The sequence below is a fragment of the Tenacibaculum agarivorans genome (genome assembly GCF_001936575.1).
Classification (GTDB): domain Bacteria; phylum Bacteroidota; class Bacteroidia; order Flavobacteriales; family Flavobacteriaceae; genus Polaribacter; species Polaribacter agarivorans.
Window position 1 is genome coordinate 1 of sequence record NZ_MSMP01000003.1, and the last position, 20,077, is coordinate 20,077.

Below are 20,077 nucleotides of genomic sequence, written 5' to 3' on the forward strand. Positions count from 1 at the left end.
ACTTTAAGTACAGGTAATTTTTATTATACAGGAAGTGGAGGAACAGGTAGCTTATTAAATGCAGGGGATGTTATTACAAGTAGTCAGACGATTTACATTTACACTGGTACAGCTAGTTGTAATAATGAGAGTAGTTTTACGATAACGCTTAGTGGCTTACCAAGTGTCGATAGTTTATCTGATGTTTCAGCATGTAGTAGTTATACTTTACCAGCTTTAAGTACAGGTAATTTTTATTATACAGGAAGTCGTGGAACAGGAACTTTATTAAATGCAGGAGATGTTATTACAAGTAGTCAAACGATTCACATTTTTACAGGTACGGTTAGCTGTAATAATGAGAGCAGTTTTATAGTAACAATAAATAATTGTCTCAACTCTTCTTTTACTTTACCAAACGCATTCACACCAAATGGAGACGGTAAAAATGATTTTTTCGAATTAGCAGGTATAGAAAAATCTTACCCTAACTTTAATATTAAAATTTATAATCGAGTAGGTAATATACTATTTAATTACACTCATGATGGAAGTATTATAAATCAACCACAGTGGTGGGATGGTACTTATAATGGGGTAAAATTACCTCAAGGGACGTATTACTACACTTTGTCTTATAACAAAAATGACCTTCTTCCAAAATCATCTTGGATTTATTTGAATTATTAAAAATGTATTACATCATAAAAAGAAAAAGAATGATAAATAGAATTAAGTATCTATCAATACTAGTATGTGTTTTTTTAATTAGAGATTTATTTGCACAACAATTACCACAATATACACAGTACAATTATAATATGAATTTAGTCAATCCTGCCTACACAGGATCTATCAGCGCTTTGAAAGTTAATATGATGGGGAGATCTCAATGGAATGGAGTAGAAGGGGCACCAACAACAGGTACTTTAGTAGTAGATACAGCTTTAAAAAATAATATAGGCTTAGGTTTTTCAGCAATTTATGACCAGTTAGGTCCTGTAAAACAAACCCATATTTATGGTGATGTTTCATATGGAATAAGGGTTTCTGATGAAGGAAGGTTGGCATTTGGTCTAAAAGGAGGGATATCATTCCAAAATGTAAATACTAATTTATTACAATTTTCAATACCAGAGTCTGTAGTTAATGGAATCAACGACAAACCTTCACCAAACTTTGGAATTGGAATGTATTATCATGAAGATGAATTTTATTTAGGGTTATCGATACCAAATTTATTACCGAATAGCTTTTCTCAAATAACTAATGTATCGGTAAATAATATTGAGAATGAAACTAACATTTATTTGTCAGGAGGATATCTTTTTGAAGTTAATGGAAGCAGAGATTTTATTTTTAAGCCTTCTATCCTTGTTAGGTACTCTACGTTATTTCCTGTAATCACAGATATATCAGCTTCAGTATTCTTAAATCAAAAGATAGAATTGGGGATATCTTATAGAACCAATCAAACTATAAGTTTGACATCATTATTTAGACTCGGTGATAACATGAGAGTAGGATATGCTTACGATTATAATTCAGGAGAACTTTCTGCAATTAACAACGGTTCACATGAAATTCTATTACTTTTCAATTTCAGAAACGAACATAGAAGACGAAAAGGAAAATATAATAGATTTATGTGTTTTTAATTTTTTTAATCCCAAGTTTAATGAGATCTGCATTATTGCAGATCTTTTTGTTTGTTAAAATATGTAGATTAAATTTTCAAAGTTCATAAAACAACATATTACTTCGTTAAAAAAAAACTAGATTTAAGTGTACTCTTTTGGTTACTGGTTTTAAGAAATTCAATTACATTTATGATTTAAAATAAAGTTTGTTATAATGATGTCGGTTGAATTACGTTTAGATATTTCTGCCTTTATAATACTAGTTGGAATTGTTCTAGGATTTTTGTTATCGTATTTTTTTATTCAGAAATCATTCAAACACAATAAAGCTAATATTTTTCTAGGTTTGTTGTTACTAACATTCACATTGAATATGTTAGAAGGTTGGTTAAACTATACAGGACTTATATTTAGAGCGTTACATTTAACCAATTTTTCTGAACCCACTAATTTTATTATAGCGCCATTATTATACCTATTTGTTTCAAGGCAATTAGCTGAAAAACCCAGTAAAAATGAATGGATACATTATATTCCTTTCGTTTTATGGTTGTTGTATTGTGTATTCTTTTTTAAACAGTCTGCCGATTTTAAATATAACTCCAACATATATGCATTAGGGTTTGATTTAAATCCTCTGGAAATAGATTACAGCAAAGCAAATGATAATCCTTTTGGTATTAGAAGTTACGTGAACGAACTTACTATTTTGCATATCACCATATATTCATTGTTTCTACTTCGAAAAATAGTTAGAAAGAGTAAGTCTTTGGGAGAATCTATTTTTACAACGTCAAATCATACACTTAAATCGTTAAGAAGTTCTGTTTTCCATTTTATAGCGCTATTGGTATTATTAATTATAGTAAAAGCTACGTTCAAAAATGATTTTGGTGATTATATCTTATATATTTACTTATCTTTTATTTTATTACTAACAATGTTTCAAGTAATGAATAGTTCGTTGTATTTTGAAGAATCATCATCTTTTTTAGAATTTCCAACTTTAAAATATCAAAAGTCATCGTTAACGAAAAAAGATAAAAAAAGTATAGCTGAAAAAGTAAAAATGAAAATGGAAAAAGAATATTACTATAAAAGTAATTTAGCGTCCCTATCCGATTTGGCATTCCATATAAATGAAAGTTCTCATCATGTATCTCAAGTCATTAATGAGGAGTTAAAACTGTCTTTTTTTGAATTGTTAGCAAAATATAGAATTGAAGAAGCAAAAATTATACTGGCTTCTGTAGAAGGGAAAAAACTAACAATAGAAGAAATAGCTGAACGAGTAGGATATAACTCAAAATCAGCATTTAATACTTCATTTAAAAAGCTTACTAATACAACACCATCTTCATATAGGAAAGCAAATTAATGTTCTTCCCGATAAACTCGAACAGCTACTTTATAAGCAAATACATAAAAATGAAATAATCTAAAATAGGTTTGTAACTATAATTTTATAGCTTATGAAATCTAAAATCTCAACAAAAAACAATCGTCAGTTTTATATCGATTGGCTTCGAATTCTATTAATTTTTAGTGTATTTCTTTATCACATAGGAATGTATTTTAACTCATGGACTTGGCATGTTAAAAACAATATAACGGTAACTTGGTTAAATAGGTTGATGTGGTTTTTACATTTATGGAGAATGCCTTTATTGTTTTTGGTATCTGGTGTAGGAACCTATTATGCCTTAGGACATAGAACAGTAAAGAAATATCTTAGAGAACGTTTTGTAAGATTATTTATTCCATTTGTTATAGGAATACTGATATTAGTTCCTGTTCAGGTATATATTGAAAAAATTAATGAATATACCTCTTTAATTGATTTCTACTTTAATATGTTTAAGGGTGTATATCCCGAAGGAAATTTTAGTTGGCATCATCTATGGTTCATTTTATATTTATTTCTAATTTCTGTACTAATTTCTCCGTTTTTAAATCACTTAAGAAGCGAACAATTTATTTCTTTTAAACAAAGAATTATCCCCTTCTTTGAAAAGCCATTAACGTTAAATGTTTTTTTAATCCCCTTAATTATATCTCAAGCAATATTGAGAGAATTTTATCCTGATGAAACACATGCTTTGTATAATGATTGGGCTTACTTTGTTTACTACATTTTATTTTTTGTAGCAGGAATATTTTTTATAACAGATCAAAGTTTGGTAAAAGCTATTGAAAAACAACGTCAATTGTATCTAATAGAAACAATTATAGCTACGATCTTTTTATTTTCTATTTCATCTTTATTTACTAATGAAAATGTAATGGATTGGTTGTATGGAATAACAGAAATAGTAATAGGATGGAGTTGTAGTATTACTGCATTAGGATATTCGAGAAAATATTTTAATAAAGATTCAAAATGGAGAAAGTTATTAAATGAAGGTATTTATCCATTTTATTTATTACACCAACCCGTTATTATTGTGATAGGCTATTTTATTAAAGATTTAACTTTACCCATAATTTTAAAAATGATAATGTTAACTTTAACAAGTGCTTTTGTGAGTGCATCGATTTATTATTTTTTAATTAAACCTTATAATTTTACAAGAGTGATTTTTGGTATGAAAAGAAAAATTAATAAATCAAAACACTAGCTTATGAAACTATAACCAATATAAATCAAACAATGAGAAAACTAATATTATTCTTAATTACTTTAGTGATGATAGGTTGTCAAACTCAAACTACAAAATCAAAAGAAGAAAAGAAGAATACAAATGAAAAAAACTTTGCTCAATTAATAAATTTCGTTGATACCTATGCTAATGAAACGTTACAAAAAGGGAACATAAATGCCATAGGGCTCGCAGTATATAAAAATGGTGAAATCTATCATAATTATTATGGAGCTATTAATGAAGAAAAAGGAAAACCTAACGATAGTACACACTTCGAAATTGCATCTATTTCAAAGGTATTTGCAGGATCTTTGGTGGCAAAGGCAGTATTAGAAAATAAAATAAAATTAGAGGATGATATTAGAAAATATTTAAAAGGAGAGTATCCTAATTTAGAGTTTGAAGGTGTACCTATTACTATTAAAAATTTATTGACGCACACTTTAGGATTTAAAGAGAGAAGACCACCAAAAATGGACAAAATTTGGAACGATGTTTCTAAAGGTGAATACGAAAATAAATCCATAACATATGCTGTGGATGATTTTTTAGAAGAACTCAAAAATGTTGAACTTGATAAAAAACCAGGTACATATTACATGTATAATTCAGTAGGTTCTGAAATACTAGCTTATATTTTAGAGCAAGTTTATCAAGACTCTTTTGAAAATATATTGGACAAGTTTTTAAAAGAAATGGATATACACGATTCATATTTAGAGGGATGTAGACCACGAAGTGAACATATAATTGATGGGTATGATGAAAATGGACAGTTAGCATCAAAAACAAGAAATATATTACTAGGAGCAGGAGGATCAATGATTGCTACACTACCTGACTTAATTAAGTTTATGAAATTTCAATTGGAAAGTAAAAATCCACTAATTAAGGAGTCTACCAAGGAATTATATTTAGATAGAGAAGGTGACAAAACAGGGTATTTATGGGATGTTGGTTATGCTAAAGAAGAAGGTTTTTATTATAAGAAAACTGGTACTTCTGATGGAGTTCAAAGTGTAATACTTATTTGTCCTGATACAAATTATGGACTTATTTTAATTATGAATAATACTTCAGAAAAAGCTTATAGAGATTGGGCAAATTTATATAATAGAGTAGAAGTAGATCTTATTAAATTTCCTCGAAAAAACTTAGTTTCTGTACTTAAAAAAGAACTTTTAGAAAATACTGATGCTTCCATAATAGAATATAAAAAACACATTAAAAATGAATCAGAATATTTTGCAAAGCCTGGAGATTTAAATAGAATTGGGTATCAATTATTAAGAAATTCTAAAGTAGAAGAGGCTATTAAAATATTTAAATTAATGGTAGATCAATTTCCTGAAAATTCAAATGTTTATGATAGTTTAGGAGAAGGGTATTTTACAAATAAAGAATATAATAAAGCTTTAAAGAATTATGAAAAGTCATTTGTTTTAGATTCTACAAATACTAATGCGGAGAAATATATTTTAAAAATTAAAAAATTATTAGAATAAAAAAAAGGCTCACAAATTAACGAATTGTGAGCCTTTTTACTATGAATTAACTAACCTCCAAAACCTTCACCACCACCACCATCATAATCTCTTTGTGGACGTTGTCTTTTTTTCTTTTGATTAAAACGGTACGTAAAATTCAATGAAATTTGGCGTTCTCTCCATTGGAACGTACCATTAGATATAGTATTAGGATTTTCTCTTCCACCAAAAAAAGTAGTACTTTCTCGTTGACGAGAATTTAATACATCACTAACATTTAAAATCAATGAAGCTTTATCTTTAAATAGATCTTTGCTAAAAGCTAAATTAGCTACAAAAATTCCTTCACGATCGCTTTGAGCATTTGATTGCGGACCTCTGTATGACATTCTAGTTTGCCATTCTACTTTTCCTGGTAAAGTAATTCTAGAGTTAAATCGAGCAAACCAAGTACTTTCATTTACTTCACTTAATTGTTCAACTCTAGTTACTATTGTGTTTGTGTCTGGATCTAAAAAAGAATATGAAAAATCGAAAGGATCTGTTTGAAATTTAAAGAAATTAAAAGATCCTGATAACCTAATTTTTTTAGAAACAGCATAATTTGTAGTAAACTCAAAACCATACCTATTCTCATCATTTTGATTAACAGGTTGCCTTACAAAAACATTTGTTCCGCCTCTGATTTCATTTATACCTACTGGACGAATGATGTCTGTTGAAATTTGATAATATAATGAAGCACCTAACGTTAGCTTTTTAATTTTTGTATTATAGCCTAAATCAAAAGAGCTTGTAAATTCTGGAGTAAGTGCTGGGTTACCTCTAAATATATTGGTTGCAGAACTCCTAGTTTCAAACGGGTTTAAAAACCAAAAACGAGGTCTTTGTAGACGTCTACTATAACCTAAAGTTAAATTGTCATTATCATTCAATTCATATCCTAAATTTACAGTAGGAAAAAACTCAGTAAAGTTAATATCAATAAAATTATTGTCAGTTACTACAAATAAATCAATATCAGTAATTTCGGAACGCAATCCTAATAAGTAGGAAAACTTGTTAATTTTGCTCCCAAATTGCGTATAAAAAGCATAAACATTTTGTTTGAAATTGATCTCATTAGAAGGATCAAAATCGTTATTAGGGTCTAAAATTCGAACTCTAAAATCTGAATCTAAATCTTGTAATGTAGTTTTATGTCCGGCTTCAAACTGACTATTTTCTCCAATTGGTAACACATAATCTATTTGTAAAAGTTTATCTACAGAGTTTGTGATTTGAGAATTCAATTCAGATAAAGTACCGTTAACTGTTATAGGAGCATCTTCTACTTCGTTACTACCTCCATATTGAAGGTCTATCGTTAGTTTTTGTCCATTCCCGTCAAAATTATTGGTATAATTTATTGAATATTGTCGATCACTTCCATCTTCATCTTCGGTTTCTACACGATTTTCGTTAAATATAACTTGTGAAGGATCTTCAAACAAAAATCGATCTATGACATTAGTAGCTATATCATCACCTTTATTTTTTCTATAGAAGAAAGTTCCTGTTATTGAGCTTTTTTTGTTGATATAGTATTCTAAACCTAAAGAGGAATTGAAATTGTTGCTTTTTCTATCAAAAACTCTGTCTTCAGTCTGTGTACTTTCAATAGCACCAGTCGTTTCGTCTAAATAAGAAAATTTAGTAAATGAATTCCCTGGACCTTTTCTAAGTCGATATCCTATATTAGAGAAAAGGTTTAATTTTTTTGTTCTATAATTAATGTTTCCTCCAATTTGATATAATTCAGGATATCCAATAGTAGTATTTATAGCGCCGTTTAAGCCTGTGATTTTTCCTTTTCTAAGAATTATGTTTAAGATACCAGCAGTTCCTTCAGCATCATAACGTGCAGAAGGGGAGGTGATAACTTCTACTTTTTCTATGGCATCCGCAGGTAAGTTTCGTAAAGCATCTGTACCATTTAACCCCACTAAAGCAGATGGTTTTCCATCAATTAAAATTCTTACATTTTCATTACCACGCAGACTTACGGCTCCTTCGGCATCAACATTAACAGATGGCACATTATCTAAAACATCAGAAGCATTTCCACCTTTTAAAGTCATGTCTTTTCCTACATTATAAATCTTTTTATCCAATCGGATCTCTACTGTTGATTTTTCAGCAATGACTTCAACTTCATCTAGCGTTTCACTATCCTCGGTAAGCGTTATTGTACCTAAGTCTGTATTTTCAACTAATTTCTTTTGTGGAAGTTGTTTGGTTTTAAACCCAATAAATTCAACTTTCATTTGATACATTCCTTTCGGAATTTCTATAGAAAATTTTCCATTCAAATCTGTTACTCCACCAGTAACTCTTTTGGTTTTTACACTGGTTAAAATTAAAGTAGCATATTCTAAAGGTTGTTTTGAATTAGCTTCAATAATAGTTCCAGTAATAGTAATTTTAGGTCTTTTTTGAAAACTTTTAGCCCCCTGAGGTCTTTGAGCTAATACTGATGTACACAACAGTATTAGTAAGATGGTAATTTTTTTCATTAATGATTCGTTGATGTATAATCAAATTAGACAACGAAGTTCTATAATGGTTTAAAAAGTGTCTGTTAAAAGTGTGTTAAAGAAAAAAACCTCTAAAATATTTAGAGGTTTAGGGGATAGAATTTTTTTGAACGAACTACGTTTTACGTAGGACAACATTCTCTTTTGCAATCTTCCGCACACGACATTACCTTAGTCTTATTTGCACAGCTTTCATTTGCAATCTTCCGCACACGATATTTAAACTTTATCTGTTGTACAGCATTCTTTTTTGTTATCTTTCGTACACGATACTTTATTGTCTTTTTTTGTAGCACAACATTCATCTTTAGCATCTGTACTACATTCCTTTTTATTTGCTTCAGAAGCTTTATAAAGACCTCCAATGCCTTCAATAACAGAGATTAAATCTCCTTTGTTAATTTTATTAGCATCATATTTTACAGTAGCTAAACTATCATTAAAAATAACTTTAGCTTCTAATACGCCTTCCTTTTTAGCTAGCTTAGACTCTATTGTTTTTGCACAGCTCACTTCGCAAGACATTCCTGATATATTCAAAGAAACAGTTTCAGCCTTAGCAGCCATAGTTTCATTTGCTTGCTTGTTTCCTTCTTCTTTAGTCGCTGTTTTACAACTAAAAGTAATTAAACTTAATAGTAATACTAATGCTATATTTGAGATTTTCATATAAGATATCTATTTGTTTCGAATACAAATTTATTAAAAAAAGATTTCTATGTGTCTAAAATAGACGATTTTTACCTTTTAAACGACGAAATGAGTAAAAAACAATACAAGTGGTTCTATTTAATTTTTCTTTCTTTAATTTGGGGAAGTTCTTTTATTTTAATGAAAAAAGCACTAATCGGCTTATCGCCTATACAAGTGGGTGCACTAAGAATTATAATTGCTGCATTATTTTTAATCATCATAGGTTTTAAAAGTGTAAAGAAAATTAAGAAGAGACATTGGAAATATGTTTTTTTAAGTGCGCTTTGTGGTACATTTTTTCCTTCTTTTTTATATGCTTATGCGATTGTTGGTATTGATAGTTCGATAGCTTCGATATTAAATTCATTAACTCCTTTTAATACGTTACTAATTGGAACATTAATATTTCAAGTGGTTTTTAATAAAAAGCAACTTATAGGTATTTTGATAGGACTTTTAGGTACCATTATTTTAATCTTTAAGGGGGCAGATTTGAATCCGAATCAGAATTATTGGTTTGCATTATTCCCCATTGTATCATCTATTGGTTATGCTTGTAATGTTAATATAATAAAGAAGTATTTGCAAGATTTAGAACCACTGGCTATAACCACAGGAAATTTTATTTTAATTCTAATACCTACGCTGATCGTTTTATCTTTTACAGGATTTTTCACTTCATTTGAATTTTCTAAAGAAGCAACTGATGGATTGATTTATATTACAATTTTAGCTGTAATTGGTACTGGTATAGCTAAGGTAATGTTTAATAAATTGATTCATATTTCATCTCCAGTTTTTTCTACTTCGGTAACATATTTGATACCAATTGTAGCTGTTATTTGGGGTGTTGTAGATGGAGAGAAGCTTAGTGTAATACAGTTATTTGCTGGAATTATAATTTTATATGGAGTATATTTAGTAAATAAGAACAAATAAAAAAAAGAGCCAATATAATTGACTCTTTTTGTATAATTTATGATTATGAACTATTGGAAGTCTGCATCTGAAACTCCATCATTCACTTTAATCTCTTTTACAACAAAGTTTAAATCCATTGGCCCCATTTTACTATCGATTTTATGAGGGAATTTTACTCCATTTACTTCTTTGTAATCAGAAAATAATGTAGGAACTTTCATTTCTCCTTGTGGACTTTTAACTGTTCTTACTGATTTTATTTTTAAACCAGTTTTCATATCATAGAAAATTTCATTGTCGTTATGTTTAATTACATAAGCATTGTTACCATTTACAGGTTCTATTCTAACTAATTTTCCAGCTCTATAGGCTTCATCATCAAAAGGAGCTTTATTAGATTTTGCTTCTTCTAATTCTTTACCAGCTAAATCTTTTCTTCTACCTTGTTGTTCAGCATATCCTTTAGTTCCATCAAAAACTTGTTTACTTAACGTTTGTCCCATTCCAGTAACAACTTGAGATGTTTTGTTAGGAGCTGCTGATTTGGAAGTTAAGGTAATATCTAATCCTTGTACTTTAGCACCAGAAACCATTTTTACAGATTTAATTTGTGCTACCTTATCTTTCCCACCAATAGCTTTAAAATAATCATCTACTACTGTATTTGCAGTAACGCCAGCAGGAATAGGTAAATTCATTTTAGGTTTACTAGTAGGATTTCCTTTTTTATCAAAATATTTGATTGCGTATGATGTTTTCTCTAAATTTTTTAAAACATCACTACCTTTTCCAGTAACAAAGATTCTAGCTTTATCACCTTGGAAGTATTTTTTAGCTGCATTTTGAACATCATCTAATGTTACTGCATTAATATTCTCCAGATATTTTTCATAGAAATCAGCAGGTAAATTATAACGAGCGATGTTTAACGCAAAACGAGCTACAGTTCTTGGTTTTTGAACATCCATTACAAAGTTTCCAACATACTCAGCTTTAGAATTTTTAAGTTCTTCTTCGCTTACTTTTTGATAACGTATTTTATTGATTTCTTTTAAGATCTCTACAACAGAACTATCTGTAACCATATTTCTTACACTAGCACTAGCTTTAAATTTACCAGCATGCTTACTTTGTCTAACTCTTGAATAAGAACCATACGTATATCCTTTATCTTCACGTAAATTCATAAATAAGCGAGCAGTTCCACCACCACCTAAAATATTATTCGCAATTAAAGCAGCATAATAATCTTTATCTCCTAAAGTTAAATCGATATTATTTACAACAGCTACTTCAGATTGCACAGCATTTGGCATATTTACAAAATTGATTTCAGCAGTTGATGGATTTACAGGTTTAGGCATTGTATAATTAGGAATATTACCTTTTGTCCACCCACTAAATAATTTAGTTACTAATTTTTTTGTCTTCTTAGGATTGATATCTCCTACAATAACTAAATAAGCATTATTAGGTCTGTAATACGTAGTATAATTCTTTTTTACATCCTCTAATTTGATATTTTGCATTGATTCAGGTGTCACATACTCACCATATGGGTGTTTGCTTCCATATGTTAAATAGTCTTCAACTCTGCTAGCTATGGTTTTTACATCTTTCTCTTGATTTTTTAAACCTTCAAGATTCCTTTCTATCTCTTTATCAAATTCTTCTTGAGTAAAGATAGGGTTTTTAATTCCATCTGCCATTAAGGTTAAAATCTCAGGAAAATATTTTTCCAACGAGGCAGCAAAAGCTCCAGAACTAGAGAAATTTAAGCTTGCACCTAAATAATCCACTTTTTCATTAAACTCATCTTTAGACATAGTATTTGTACCATTACCCAATAAGCTTCCCATAATGCTAGATACTCCAGCTTTATCTCCTTCAAAAACAGGTTTGTTATCAATAGTTAAACTAGCTGAGGCGCGAGGTAACTTATGGTTTTCTACCAAAATAACTTGTAAACCATTTTTTAATTTAAATTTTTCTGGTTTTCCTAGTTTTATTTTGGGTGCAGGCCCAGGTTTTGGTTGGTTGTTTAAATCTCTTTGAGCATTAACAGCAAAAGACATGGTTAAGATTGCTATTAATGATGCTATTTTAATTTTCATAATTATATATTGTCTTTTGTTGTTATTGTTTCTTTTCCTCAGGTAAATATTCCATTACCAATCTTTGATTAGGATTTAAATATTTTTTAGCGACAGCTCTAATATCTTCTCTAGTAATAGATCTGTAAATATCGATTTCTGTATTGATAAGATTAGTATCTCCATATAATACATTATAAGTAGCTAAAGAACCAGCAATACCTTCAACACTAGCGTTAGAATTCACAAATCTATTTTCAAATTGATTTTGAAGTTTTTGATAATCTTTTTCAGAAATCAATTCATTTTGAAGTTTTACAATCTCAGCATCAATTTCTTTGGTAAGATCACTCAAGCTAACTTTTCCTAATGGTAAAGCATAAATGATATAAGTACCATAATCTTCTTGACTTAAATTAATGGCTCCAGCTTGTAAAGACATCTTTTTGGTATCTACTAGTTTTTTATAAAGAACTGAACTTTTACCAGTACTTAAGTATGAAGAAATCATATCTAACACTCTAGATTCTCTAGTTTTCATAGATGGAGTTCTATAAGCTTGCATTATTGCAGGAATCTGGATGTTAGGATCATAAGCTTTAGCATCTATTTGTTGAGTGATAGGATCTTCTTTTGGAAAGTTTCTTGTAATTTCTTTTCCTCTAGGGATTCTTTCAAAATATTCCTTAATCCAAGTTTTAGCTTGTTTTACATCTATATCACCAGCAACAACTAAAGTAGCATTATTAGGAGAATAGAATTTTTTATTAAAAGCCAAAAACTCTTCTAGGGTAGCAGCATCTAAATGTTCCATTTTTCCAATGGTAGTTCCTTTATAAGGGTGCTTTTTAAACATGTGTTTTTTCACATTTTCTAAAAAACGTGAATATGGCTGATTATCTACACGAAGTCTTTTTTCTTCTTTTACTACTTCGTTTTGGGTATCTACACCTTCTTGCTTGATAATAGGCTGTAAAAGTCGTTCAGATTCCATCCATAAACCTAATTCAAGATTATTAGATGGAAAAATCTCATAATAATACGTTCTATCATCTGTAGTATTAGCGTTATTTCTTCCCCCATTAGAAGAAACAATTTTAAACCAATCTCCTTTTTTGATGTTTTTTGTTCCTTCAAATAATAAGTGCTCAAAGAAATGCGCCATACCCGTTCTATTAGGTTGTTCATCTTTAGCACCAACATGATACATTACAGATGTTACTACCACAGGAGCAGAATTGTCTTTGTGCAAAATTACATGCATTCCATTACTTAAATCGTACTCTTCAAATTCTACTTTTTGAGCTTTCACAGCAAAAAAAGAAGTAAAAATGATAAGCGTTAAAATAGTTTTTTTCATTCGTTACATTTATTTTTATCAATGATTTTGGAATTTGACGCAAGTCACACCAAATTGTTACACATTGAAATATAATTTAATTTGTTTGTAAATATACTTAACTCTTAACGAGTGGTTTATTAAATAAAATTAAAACTAGAAAAACAGTGTTAATTTTTGATATAATAACTTGTTTTGCAGTAGAAAAAACGTATATTTGCACCCGCATTTTGTAGAAAATGTGAACAATTAATTATAAATAAACGCAAAACAAGTTAGTATGTATGCAATCGTAGAGATAGCAGGGCAGCAATTTAAAGTAGCAAAAGACCAAAAAGTTTACGTACACCGTTTACCAGAGGCAGAAGGATCTCAAGTGACTTTTGACAAGGTAATGTTAATTGAAGACAAAGGTAATGTAACTATTGGCGCCCCAGCTATAGAAGGAGCAGGAGTAACTGCCAAGATTTTAGGACACTTAAAAGGTGAGAAGGTAATCGTTTTCAAAAAGAAAAGAAGAAAAGGATACAGAAAGAAAAACGGTCACCGTCAGTATTTAAGTGAAATTCAAATCGAAAGCATTGCTGCTTCAGGTGTAAAAGCAACTAAAAAAGCTGAGCCTAAAGCTAAAGCTGAACCTAAAAAGGAAGCAGCTCCAGCTAAAGAAGTAAAAGCAGAGTCAACTGATTTAAGTTCAATGACAGTTGCAGAATTAAAAGCTTTAGCTAAAGAAAGAGGTATTTCAGGATACACTTCTTTAAAGAAAGCTGAATTAATTGAAGTATTAAGTAAGTAATTAACCTTTAAAAAACTATAAAAGATGGCTCATAAGAAAGGTGTCGGTAGTTCGAAGAACGGTCGTGAATCGGAATCGAAACGTTTAGGAGTAAAAATTTTTGGAGGACAAGCTGCAATTGCAGGTAATATCTTAGTTCGTCAAAGAGGAACACAACATTACCCAGGTGAAAACGTATATATGGGTAAAGATCACACTTTACACGCTAAAGTTGATGGTGTTGTTCAATTCCAAAAGAAAAGAGATAACAAATCATATGTTTCTATAGTTCCTTTCGAGGCTTAAGAAAGAAACTAACTGATATAAAATTAGAAAGCTCAAATCTATAGATTTGAGCTTTTTTGTTACATTAGTTTTACTAGCTGCTCATATATTTTAATTATCAATTATATGATATAGTTATATCTTGGTGAATAAAATGAAGAAAGAATTATATAGATGTAAACTGACAAAACAGAAACTAAAAAGTATTTATAATTTAACAGAGATTTTTTGAGAACTTACTATTTTTAAGTTATTATTCACTTCTCACTTCTCACTTCTCACTTCTCACTTCTCACTTCTCACTTCTCACTTCTCACTTCTCACTTCTCACTTCTCACTTCTCACTTCTCACTTCTCACTTCTCACTTCTCACTTCTCACTTCTCACTTCTCACTTCTCACTTCTCACTTCTCACTTCTCACTTCTCACTCATACTGAAGCATTCCATTCTTGGTAAAATTGTTCTAGAAATTGTTCCATGAATTGATGACGCTGCTCAGCTAGCAATTTACCAGTTGCTGTGTTCATTTTATCTTTTAATAACAATAGCTTTTCGTAAAAGTGATTGATAGTAGGTGCTTTAGACTTTTTATACTCTTCTTTAGTCATATTTAGATTTGGTGGAATCTCAGGATTGTATAAAGCTCTATTCTTAAATCCTCCATAATTAAAGCATCTAGCTATACCAATTGCTCCTATAGCGTCTAATCTATCTGCATCTTGAATAATATCTAATTCTAGTGATTTGAATTTTTGCTCAAAGTTACCTCCTTTAAAAGAAATGTTTTCTATGATCTTTATTACGTGAACAATTTGGGGTTCTTCTACATTTTGACATTCTAGAAAAGCCCTAGCTTTTTTAGGTCCTACAGTCTCATCTCCATCATAGAATTTACTATCAGCAATATCATGGAGTAAAGCACCTAATGCAACAATAAATTCATCTGCATTTTTTTCTTGTTTAGCAATTGCTATTGCATTTTTATATACTCTTTCTACATGAAAGAAATCGTGTCCTCCTTCTGCGTTTTTCAATGTTTCCTTAACAAAAGTAATTGTATTACTTATAATTTCAATTGTATTCATTATTCAAAAATAAAAAATCCTGTTAGTTATAACAGGATTTTTATAATGTATAAGTTAAGTATTATAAATTCTAAAAACTTAAATAGCTACAGCACTTTTAATTAAGTTATGAGAAGCTAAATATTCTGCAATTTGTATGGCATTTGTAGCAGCCCCTTTTCTTAAATTATCTGATACTATCCACAAGTTTAAAGAATTAGGCTGTGATAAATCTCTACGAATTCTACCTACAAAAACGTCATCTTTTCCATGTGCATTTAAAGGCATTGGATATTCATTATTTTCAATATCATCTTGAACAACAACACCAGGAGTTTCTGATAAAAGTGTTCTTACATCATTCAATTCAAAATTATTTTCAAACTCAATATTAACAGACTCAGAATGACCGCCTACTACTGGTATTCTTACAGCAGTAGCTGTAATTCCTATTGATGGATCATTTAAAATTTTATGAGTTTCTCGTGTTAATTTCAATTCCTCTTTTGTGTAACCAGCTTCTTCAAATACATCACAATGTGGTAATGCATTTTTATGAATAGGATGTGGGTATGCATTTTCTCCTTCAACACCATTCACCTCATTTTCTAATTGTTGCACAGCTTTTACACCTGTTCCGGTAATCGATTGATAAGTAGAGATTACCAATCTTTTCATGCTATATTTTGAGTGTAATGGAGCTAAAGCCATAACCATCTGTATGGTAGAACAGTTTGGATTTGCTATAATTTTATCACTTTCTGTTAATTCAGAAGCATTAATTTCAGGAACTACTAACTTTTTAGTAGCATCCATTCTCCAAGCTGAAGAATTATCAATTACAGTTGTTCCTACTTCAGCAAATTTTGGAGCCCATTCAAGTGAAGTACTTCCTCCAGCAGAAAATAAAGCAATATCTGGTTTTAAATTTACAGCGTCATTCAGTCCAATAACAGTATAAATTTTTCCTTTAAAACTAATTTCTTTTCCAACCGATCGTTCAGAAGCTACTAAAAATAGTTCTGTAATTGGGAAATTACGTTCTTCTAATACTTGTAACATTACGTTACCTACCATTCCTGTTGCTCCTACAACTGCTACTCTCATAACAAATAGATTATATGATTAATATTTTATGATGTTTATTACAAATTTCGATAAAAAAGTTTTAAGAGAACGTTAAATCTATAAAAATTTCACAAGTTGTTTAATTTTAAACAACTTGGTATTTTGTAAATAAAAACTAAAAAATGTGTACATTTGCAGCCTTAAAATAATGTTTAACTTAAAATAGTATAGCATGCAACTGTACAACAAGTTAAGCGCAGAAGAACGCGCTAAATTAATAGATGAAGCGGGGAAGGACCGTATCACAATTTCTTTCTATCAATACTATAAGATAGAAAATCCTCAAATTTTTAGAGATAAACTATTCATTGAATGGAATGCATTAGATGTATTGGGTAGAACTTATGTTTCTTATGAAGGTATTAATGCACAAATTTCTGTTCCTGCTGAAAATTTTTTAGCGTTAAAAGCACAATTAGATAGTATTTCTTTTTTAAAAGATATCCGTTTAAATGTAGCGGTTGAACATGACAACAAATCGTTTTTAAAACTTAAGGTCAAAGTACGAAAGAAAATCGTTGCAGACGGGTTAAATGACGATACATTTGATGTTACGGATAAAGGAGTTCACTTATCGGCAAAAGAGTTTAATGACATGTTAGCAAATCCTAATACAGTATGTGTGGATATGCGTAATCATTACGAAAGTGAAATAGGACATTTTAAAGGTGCTGTAACCCCAGATGTAGATACGTTTAGAGATTCATTAGATATTATTGAAGAAGATTTAAAAGAACATAAAGAAGATAAGAACCTTTTAATGTATTGTACTGGAGGAATTAGATGTGAAAAGGCTTCAGCATATTATAAACATAAAGGTTTTAAAAACGTATTTCAACTCGAAGGAGGAATTATAGAGTATACAAGACAAGTGAAAGCAGAAGGCTTAGAAAATAAATTTTTAGGTAAAAATTTTGTGTTTGATCACAGAAGAGCAGAGCGTATTTCTGATGATGTAATTTCTCATTGCCATCAATGTGGAAAACCTTGCGATACACATACGAACTGTGCCAATGAAGCTTGTCATTTACTGTTTATTCAATGTGATGAATGTGCTGAGAAGATGGAAAATACATGTTCTACTGAATGTCAGGAGATAATTCACTTACCATATGAAGAGCAAAAAGCATTGCGTAAAGGTAAACATGCTAGTAATAAAATCTTTAAAAAAGGACGTTCTGAAAAATTAAAATATCAGAAACAAAATACGTAGTATTTTAGTCTAAATAAAATACAATTTTTTATTTCAGGCAAAGATAAAGGACTTCAATAATGTGAATCTTGCTTAAAGAAACTCCTGTCACTTCGAGTAAAATTATTTGTAATACAATGGAAAATAATTTTGTATCGAGAAGTATTTCACTAGTTCTCGATAAAATTTTACACCGTTAGCACTTTGTAAAATCACTCGAACTGACAAAAAAGTTTATCCAAGATCTTTCACGTTAAATAAAAATAGCCGCATTAGCTAATGCGGCTATTTTTATTTATATAGTTTGTGTTTTATTTCTTTTTTTTCTGAGTAGCTCTTTTTTGAGCTTCTTGTTGTTCTTGAGCTTGCTTCATAGCAGCATCTAAACGCTCTCTAAATTTACTCTTTTTAACAGGCTTCTTTTTGTTTTCTTCGATTTGTGCATGAATTTTAGTCTCATCAATAACATAATTCTTAATTACAAACATGATAGTGATTGTAAGCAAGTTTGAAATGAAATAGTATAAACTTAATCCACTAGCGTAGTTGTTAAAGAAAAATAACATCATAATAGGAGAGAAGTAGATCATGTATTTCATCATCTTACTCATGTCAGGCATTCCTTCTTGTGGCGGAGCCTGCATAGCCGATTGTTGACTCTGATTCATCTTCATATAAAAGAATATAGCAATAGAAGCTAATATTGGGAATAAACTAATGTGATCTCCATAAAAAGGAATCTTTATAGGTAACTTAGCAATGATATCATAAGAAGATAAATCATTAGCCCATAAAAATGCTTTTTGACGGAAATCTATATTGGTTGGGAAGAACTTAAATAAAGCAAAGAAAACGGGCATTTGTAATAATGCCGGTATACAACCAGACATCATACTTACTCCAGCTTTTCGTTGAACAGCCATTATTTCTTGTTGACGCTTCATTGCATTTTCCTTTCCAGGATATTTTTTATTGATTTCTTCCATTTCAGGACGAATCACTTTCATTTTTGCGCTAGACAAATATGATTTGTATAGCACAGGAGATAAAATGATACGAACTACAATAGTCATTAAAATGATAATGATTCCATAATTTCCTAAGAAACCTTTTAGCATGTTAAATACAGGATAGAAAACAGTTCGATTTAAGAATCCAAAAATTCCCCAACCTAAATCAGAAATTTGTTTTAGGTCAGTTCCTTCATATGTTTTTAATAAATTATAATCTGTAGGACCATAATACCACTCCATATTATAATTTAACTCTCCATTCTGTAAATTCAAAGGAGTGTTTAGAGCAAAAGTCTTAGTAAATAAACTATCCTTTTCTTCACCTAAAAAGTCAATAGATTTTAATTTAGCATCTGTAAAAGGAGTGTCAGTTAATAACGCCGCAGAGAAAAAATGTTGTTTGTAAGCGACCCATTCAACGTCGTTAGCTACTTCATCATCCTTCATTTGTAAGTATTCTACATCTCCATCTTCTTTGTAATAGTAGTATGTATACATATTTTCTGTACGCATACTTTTTTCTTTACGTAAAGCTTTTAAATCCCAGTTTAAATTAATCTGTTGCGAATTGTTAATTACATTACTTAACCCTTGAGACCTAATAGCAAAACCAATTCTATAATCGTTTGGCTTAATTTCGTATCTATATTCTAAGAATTGAGTATCTGATACTTTCAATTTCATAGATAATACTGTATTTTCTCCGTTTTTAGTTTGGGTAGGAGAAAATAATAAATCTTCAGTATTTAAAATACGATTATCTGTAGTACCAAAATTGATATTGAAAGATGCATTTTTATCTTTTATAACATATAATGGTAATGAATCATACGTTTTATAGTTTTTAATTAAGGCTTTTGTTATTTGTCCTCCTTTATTACTAACTGTAAGTTGTACTAATTCATTTTCAATTACAGTTTCACCTTCTTTTCCTTGAATAGCACTAAGAGCAAAGGCACCTAATTTATTTTTTAAAGCTATCTGTTTTAAAGAATCATTTGCAATAGTGTCATTACTAACTATCGCTGGTGTATCAGGCGTAGTTGTAGATGTTTGTTCTGTCTGTGTAGTGTTTTGTTGCTCAGTTTCGGTTTCAGGTTTATTTGTGTTTAACCACCAAAGTAGTATACCACCTAATAATAACATTCCGATAAATGAGTTGAAATCAAATTTTTTTTCTTCCATCAATATGTGTTAAATGTCAACTTGTCATTCTCATAAATAGTTAGCTGAGAAAAACGCGACAAAT

The 20,077-nt window shown here is 29.9% G+C and carries 16 protein-coding genes; 9 read left to right on the forward strand and 7 right to left on the reverse strand.

From position 1 onward, the window contains the following. The 5 genes from BVC87_RS02730 to BVC87_RS02750 form a co-directional block, all read left to right on the forward strand. Positions 1 to 669, forward strand: a 669-nt coding sequence (locus tag BVC87_RS02730; RefSeq protein WP_143569700.1) for a gliding motility-associated C-terminal domain-containing protein, incomplete at its 5' end; no start/stop codon positions are given. A 29-nt stretch (positions 670 to 698) separates the two neighbouring features. After that, positions 699 to 1,637, forward strand: coding sequence for a PorP/SprF family type IX secretion system membrane protein (locus tag BVC87_RS02735; protein ID WP_075341016.1), 939 nt, complete (start codon positions 699 to 701; stop codon positions 1,635 to 1,637). A 196-nt stretch (positions 1,638 to 1,833) separates the two neighbouring features. Continuing rightward, a complete protein-coding gene (locus tag BVC87_RS02740) occupies positions 1,834 to 2,997 on the forward strand; it encodes a helix-turn-helix domain-containing protein (RefSeq protein WP_083629226.1) in 1,164 nt (387 codons plus the stop codon). Between the two features lie 94 nt (positions 2,998 to 3,091). Continuing rightward, entirely contained in the window at positions 3,092 to 4,237 is a 1,146-nt protein-coding gene (locus BVC87_RS02745) for an acyltransferase family protein (RefSeq protein WP_075340823.1), read from the forward strand. A 32-nt stretch (positions 4,238 to 4,269) separates the two neighbouring features. Further along, the gene (locus BVC87_RS02750) at positions 4,270 to 5,766 is read left to right on the forward strand and encodes a serine hydrolase domain-containing protein (protein ID WP_234974626.1); all 1,497 of its coding nucleotides are present in this window, start codon (positions 4,270 to 4,272) and stop codon (positions 5,764 to 5,766) included. Positions 5,767 to 5,816: 50 nt separating this feature from the next. On the opposite strand, the gene BVC87_RS02755 is transcribed toward BVC87_RS02750, so the two are convergent. Beyond that, positions 5,817 to 8,303, reverse strand: a complete 2,487-nt coding sequence (locus tag BVC87_RS02755; RefSeq protein WP_075340824.1) for an outer membrane beta-barrel family protein — start codon at positions 8,301 to 8,303, stop codon at positions 5,817 to 5,819. 240 nt (positions 8,304 to 8,543) lie between these two features. Further along, positions 8,544 to 8,993 carry a cation transporter gene (locus BVC87_RS02760; protein ID WP_075340825.1) on the reverse strand — a complete coding sequence of 150 codons (450 nt, stop codon included), beginning with the start codon at positions 8,991 to 8,993 and terminating at the stop codon, positions 8,544 to 8,546. A 90-nt stretch (positions 8,994 to 9,083) separates the two neighbouring features. On the opposite strand from BVC87_RS02760, the gene BVC87_RS02765 reads away from it, so the two are divergent. After that, complete coding sequence (locus BVC87_RS02765; RefSeq protein ID WP_075340826.1) at positions 9,084 to 9,956, forward strand: DMT family transporter; 873 nt, start codon at positions 9,084 to 9,086, stop codon at positions 9,954 to 9,956. Between the two features lie 50 nt (positions 9,957 to 10,006). Here BVC87_RS02765 and BVC87_RS02770 read toward each other — a convergent pair whose 3' ends face one another. Next, positions 10,007 to 12,052: a M16 family metallopeptidase gene (locus tag BVC87_RS02770; protein WP_075340827.1), complete on the reverse strand. Its 2,046-nt coding sequence runs from the start codon at positions 12,050 to 12,052 to the stop codon at positions 10,007 to 10,009. 22 nt (positions 12,053 to 12,074) lie between these two features. Then, the gene (locus BVC87_RS02775) at positions 12,075 to 13,391 is read right to left on the reverse strand and encodes a M16 family metallopeptidase (RefSeq protein WP_075340828.1); all 1,317 of its coding nucleotides are present in this window, start codon (positions 13,389 to 13,391) and stop codon (positions 12,075 to 12,077) included. Positions 13,392 to 13,650: 259 nt separating this feature from the next. Between BVC87_RS02775 and rplU the strand changes: the two genes are divergently transcribed. Both rplU and rpmA read left to right on the forward strand, forming a co-directional pair. Continuing rightward, a complete protein-coding gene (rplU, locus tag BVC87_RS02780; protein ID WP_075340829.1) occupies positions 13,651 to 14,166 on the forward strand; it encodes a 50S ribosomal protein L21 in 516 nt (171 codons plus the stop codon). 24 nt (positions 14,167 to 14,190) lie between these two features. Next, positions 14,191 to 14,451: a 50S ribosomal protein L27 gene (gene rpmA, locus BVC87_RS02785; RefSeq protein ID WP_075340830.1), complete on the forward strand. Its 261-nt coding sequence runs from the start codon at positions 14,191 to 14,193 to the stop codon at positions 14,449 to 14,451. A gap of 408 nt (positions 14,452 to 14,859) precedes the next feature. Here the strand turns inward: rpmA and BVC87_RS02795 are convergent, their stop codons facing one another. Both BVC87_RS02795 and BVC87_RS02800 read right to left on the reverse strand, forming a co-directional pair. Then, the gene (locus tag BVC87_RS02795; RefSeq protein ID WP_075340831.1) at positions 14,860 to 15,516 is read right to left on the reverse strand and encodes an HD domain-containing protein; all 657 of its coding nucleotides are present in this window, start codon (positions 15,514 to 15,516) and stop codon (positions 14,860 to 14,862) included. Positions 15,517 to 15,594: 78 nt separating this feature from the next. Further along, positions 15,595 to 16,602 carry an aspartate-semialdehyde dehydrogenase gene (locus BVC87_RS02800; protein ID WP_075340832.1) on the reverse strand — a complete coding sequence of 336 codons (1,008 nt, stop codon included), beginning with the start codon at positions 16,600 to 16,602 and terminating at the stop codon, positions 15,595 to 15,597. 193 nt (positions 16,603 to 16,795) lie between these two features. Here BVC87_RS02800 and trhO point away from each other — a divergent pair, with 193 nt between their 5' ends. Beyond that, on the forward strand, positions 16,796 to 17,836 hold the full coding sequence (trhO, locus tag BVC87_RS02805; RefSeq protein WP_075340833.1) for an oxygen-dependent tRNA uridine(34) hydroxylase TrhO: 1,041 nt from the start codon (positions 16,796 to 16,798) through the stop codon (positions 17,834 to 17,836). Positions 17,837 to 18,126: 290 nt separating this feature from the next. On the opposite strand, the gene yidC is transcribed toward trhO, so the two are convergent. Continuing rightward, entirely contained in the window at positions 18,127 to 20,013 is a 1,887-nt protein-coding gene (gene yidC / locus BVC87_RS02810) for a membrane protein insertase YidC (RefSeq protein ID WP_075340834.1), read from the reverse strand. Positions 20,014 to 20,077: the final 64 nt, after the last annotated feature.

What these genes read in the sequence shown, in the direction of transcription:
- BVC87_RS02735 (WP_075341016.1), top strand. Translation starts at nt 699, where the DNA reads ATGATAAATAGAATTAAGTATCTATCAATACTAGTATGTGTTTTTTTA.
- BVC87_RS02740 (WP_083629226.1), top strand. Translation starts at nt 1,834, where the DNA reads ATGATGTCGGTTGAATTACGTTTAGATATTTCTGCCTTTATAATACTA.
- BVC87_RS02745 (WP_075340823.1), top strand. Translation starts at nt 3,092, where the DNA reads ATGAAATCTAAAATCTCAACAAAAAACAATCGTCAGTTTTATATCGAT.
- BVC87_RS02750 (WP_234974626.1), top strand. Translation starts at nt 4,270, where the DNA reads ATGAGAAAACTAATATTATTCTTAATTACTTTAGTGATGATAGGTTGT.
- BVC87_RS02755 (WP_075340824.1), bottom strand. Translation starts at nt 8,303, where the DNA reads ATGAAAAAAATTACCATCTTACTAATACTGTTGTGTACATCAGTATTA.
- BVC87_RS02760 (WP_075340825.1), bottom strand. Translation starts at nt 8,993, where the DNA reads ATGAAAATCTCAAATATAGCATTAGTATTACTATTAAGTTTAATTACT.
- BVC87_RS02765 (WP_075340826.1), top strand. Translation starts at nt 9,084, where the DNA reads ATGAGTAAAAAACAATACAAGTGGTTCTATTTAATTTTTCTTTCTTTA.
- BVC87_RS02770 (WP_075340827.1), bottom strand. Translation starts at nt 12,052, where the DNA reads ATGAAAATTAAAATAGCATCATTAATAGCAATCTTAACCATGTCTTTT.
- BVC87_RS02775 (WP_075340828.1), bottom strand. Translation starts at nt 13,391, where the DNA reads ATGAAAAAAACTATTTTAACGCTTATCATTTTTACTTCTTTTTTTGCT.
- rplU (WP_075340829.1), top strand. Translation starts at nt 13,651, where the DNA reads ATGTATGCAATCGTAGAGATAGCAGGGCAGCAATTTAAAGTAGCAAAA.
- rpmA (WP_075340830.1), top strand. Translation starts at nt 14,191, where the DNA reads ATGGCTCATAAGAAAGGTGTCGGTAGTTCGAAGAACGGTCGTGAATCG.
- BVC87_RS02795 (WP_075340831.1), bottom strand. Translation starts at nt 15,516, where the DNA reads ATGAATACAATTGAAATTATAAGTAATACAATTACTTTTGTTAAGGAA.
- BVC87_RS02800 (WP_075340832.1), bottom strand. Translation starts at nt 16,602, where the DNA reads ATGAGAGTAGCAGTTGTAGGAGCAACAGGAATGGTAGGTAACGTAATG.
- trhO (WP_075340833.1), top strand. Translation starts at nt 16,796, where the DNA reads ATGCAACTGTACAACAAGTTAAGCGCAGAAGAACGCGCTAAATTAATA.
- yidC (WP_075340834.1), bottom strand. Translation starts at nt 20,013, where the DNA reads ATGGAAGAAAAAAAATTTGATTTCAACTCATTTATCGGAATGTTATTA.